Origin of the sequence: Glycomyces paridis (genome assembly GCF_004912155.1) — a bacterium.
Classification (GTDB): domain Bacteria; phylum Actinomycetota; class Actinomycetes; order Mycobacteriales; family Micromonosporaceae; genus Glycomyces; species Glycomyces paridis.
Genome location: NZ_STGX01000016.1, coordinates 145,307 through 147,714, shown reverse-complemented (window position 1 = coordinate 147,714; position 2,408 = coordinate 145,307). Strand labels below are relative to the sequence as shown.

Genomic DNA, 2,408 nt, shown 5'->3' with positions numbered 1-2,408 from the left:
CTCTAAGCCGAACGGCCGGTGCCCCTGGGCACCGGCCTCAGCCGACCTGAGCGCGCCCCGCCGCCCGCAGGCGCCGCAGCATCCGCGCGTCCGAGAAGCCCACGGCCCGCGCCGCCGACTCCACGGTGGCGCCCTGCCCGATGAGGTGCTCGGCGCGTTCCAGCCGCAGCAGCGACTGGTACCGCAGCGGGGTCATCCCGGTCGCCTCCCCGAAGCGCCGCGTCAGCGTCCGCTCGGCGAGGCCCGACGACGCAGCCAGCTCCGCGAGCCGCAGCGGCGCCGCGTAGTCGGCGTCGATGCGGTCCTGCACGCGGTGCACGGCGTCCGACAGGTGCGAGCGGTGCCGCAGCATCGCGCTCGCCTGCGGCTCGTGGCCGTTGCGCCGCGCGTACACGACCATGTCCCGGGCCACGCGCGCCGCCGCCGCGGGCCCGTGCCGCACCGCGAGCAGGTGCAGCGCGAGGTCGATCCCGCTGGCGATCCCCGCCGAGGTCACCACCCGGTCGTCCACGGTGTACAGCACGTCGCGCACCACGGTCGCCCCAGGATGGCGCCGCGCCAGCTCGTCCTGGAGGTCGTGGTGCGTCGTGCACCGGCGGCCTTCGAGGAGCCCGGCCTGCCCGAGCGCGAACGCGCCCGAGCAGACGCTGGCGACCGTCCCGCCCTCGGCGTGGTGCTCGCGCACCCGCCGCGCGAGCGACTCGCTCAGGCGCGGCCCGCCCGCCGTCCCCGGGGAGCGCCAGCCGGGCACCATCACCAGGTCGCCCGGCCCGAGCCGCGGCCACTCGGTGTCGGCCCGCAGCGCGACGCCCTGCGCGGTCGGCACCTCGGCCTCGTCGGCCACATACCGCAGCCGGTACCGCGGCCCGCCGGGGACGCTCTCGTCCGAGGCGGTCGAGAACACCTGCGCGGCGCCCGCGAGGTCGAGCAGGTGCAGCTGCGGCACCAGGACGAACACGACGTCGGTCACGGGTCAACCCTCTCTCAGGCCCCGGCGCCCCGCCAGTCGCGCACCGCGCTCGCGGCGTCGGTCACGGTCGCGAAGCGCCCGGCCAGCGCGTACTCGGTGCGCTCCACGATCGCCGCGGTCCCGAGCGTGCGCGGGTCGGCGAGGATCTCCGCGAGGTCGCGGCCCGCGGGGGCGTCGCGGTGCTCGATCGGGTTGGTCGCGGTGGCGTCGGTGACGAACACGGTCTCGTAGCCGAGGTCGGAGGCGACGCGGGCGGTGGTCTCGCAGCACTGCTCGGTGCGGATGCCGGTGACGACGACCCGCCCGACGCCCTGCGCCGTCAGCTCCTGCTGAAGGTTCGTGGTGGTGAACGCGTTGTGCGAGGTCTTGAGGAGCTCGGGCTCGCCCGCGGCGGGCTTGAGGCCGGGCAGGTACTCCACGAAGCCCAGGGCCGGGTCGAACACGTTGCCGGTGCCCGGCTCGATGTGGCGGATCCACGCGACGAGGTCCCCGTTCGCGCGGGCGGCCTCCACGAGCGGGTCGATCCGGTCGACGATGCCGGGGTTGTTGATCGCGGCCCAGATCGGCCGCTGCCGGAAGGACTCTTGGACGTCGATGACGAGCAGTGCGGTTCTCATGGACCCAATCCTGCCGCCGCAGCCGCCCCGGTTCCAGGCACGATCGCGTCCCGCACCGGAACGATCCGGTCGCGGAAGGGCCGCGCCGCCCGTCCGGCCTCGTCCGTAGCTTGACCCCGACGGACTCGGTCGGCGCGGACGGCGCGGCGGATCGTGGACCTACAGGCTCCCGAGGGTCTTCAGGCTCGGCAGGGCCTTGCCGTCGAGGTCGAACAGGGCCTGGTTCTCCCAGGCGTTGCCGCTGGCCGGGTCGGCGGGGTCCCAGCCGGCGCCTTCGACGGCCGTCCAGGTGGCCTCCCACCAGAACAGGCCGCGGCCGAGGCCGTCCGGGACGGCCTTGACGACGTCGGCGATCGCGGTGATCCAGTGCGACTGGGACTCCGGGCTCGCGGGGAAGCCGGGGACGGGCTCGGGGTCGGTGATGATGTTCGCGAAGCCGTCGGCGTCGCCGGTGGTGAACGGGTAGGCGGTCTCGACCACGTACAGCGGCTTGCCGTAGCGGGTCGCGAGGTCGTTGAGGTTCGCGGCCAGGCCCGACAGCTCGCCGTGCCAGTACGGGTAGTACGAGGCGCCGATGGCGTCGAAGGGCACGCCGTTGGCGACGGCGTTGTCGAAGAACCACTGGAACGCCCCGGCGTTGCCGCCCTCGGCGAGGTGCAGGATCGACTGCGCCTTCGGCGCGGTGTCGGCCACGGCCTCGCAGCCGGCGGTGAGGAGTCCGGCCATCTGCTCCAGCTGGTCCCAGCGGCCCTCGGGCCACAGGAGTCCGCCGTTGGTCTCGTTGCCGACCTGCACGAGCTTCGGGTCGACCTTCGCCTTCT

The 2,408-nt window shown here is 74.4% G+C and carries 3 protein-coding genes; all 3 read right to left on the bottom strand.

Annotated elements, in window-relative coordinates; all coding sequences use genetic code 11:
• Window positions 1–37 precede the first annotated feature (37 nt).
• On the bottom strand, window positions 38–970 hold the full coding sequence (locus E9998_RS20220; protein WP_136531501.1) for a GlxA family transcriptional regulator: 933 nt from the start codon (window positions 968–970) through the stop codon (window positions 38–40).
• 14 nt (window positions 971–984) lie between these two features.
• Window positions 985–1,587, bottom strand: coding sequence for a cysteine hydrolase family protein (locus E9998_RS20215; protein WP_136531500.1), 603 nt, complete (start codon window positions 1,585–1,587; stop codon window positions 985–987).
• 159 nt (window positions 1,588–1,746) lie between these two features.
• Window positions 1,747–2,408: glycosyl hydrolase 53 family protein (locus E9998_RS20210; RefSeq protein WP_192907128.1), on the bottom strand; the 662-nt coding region annotated here is incomplete at its 5' end.

Bases quoted from the DNA above. Each gene is read 5' to 3' on its own strand.
- E9998_RS20215 (WP_136531500.1), bottom strand. From the start codon at position 1,587: ATGAGAACCGCACTGCTCGTCATCGACGTCCAAGAGTCCTTCCGGCAG.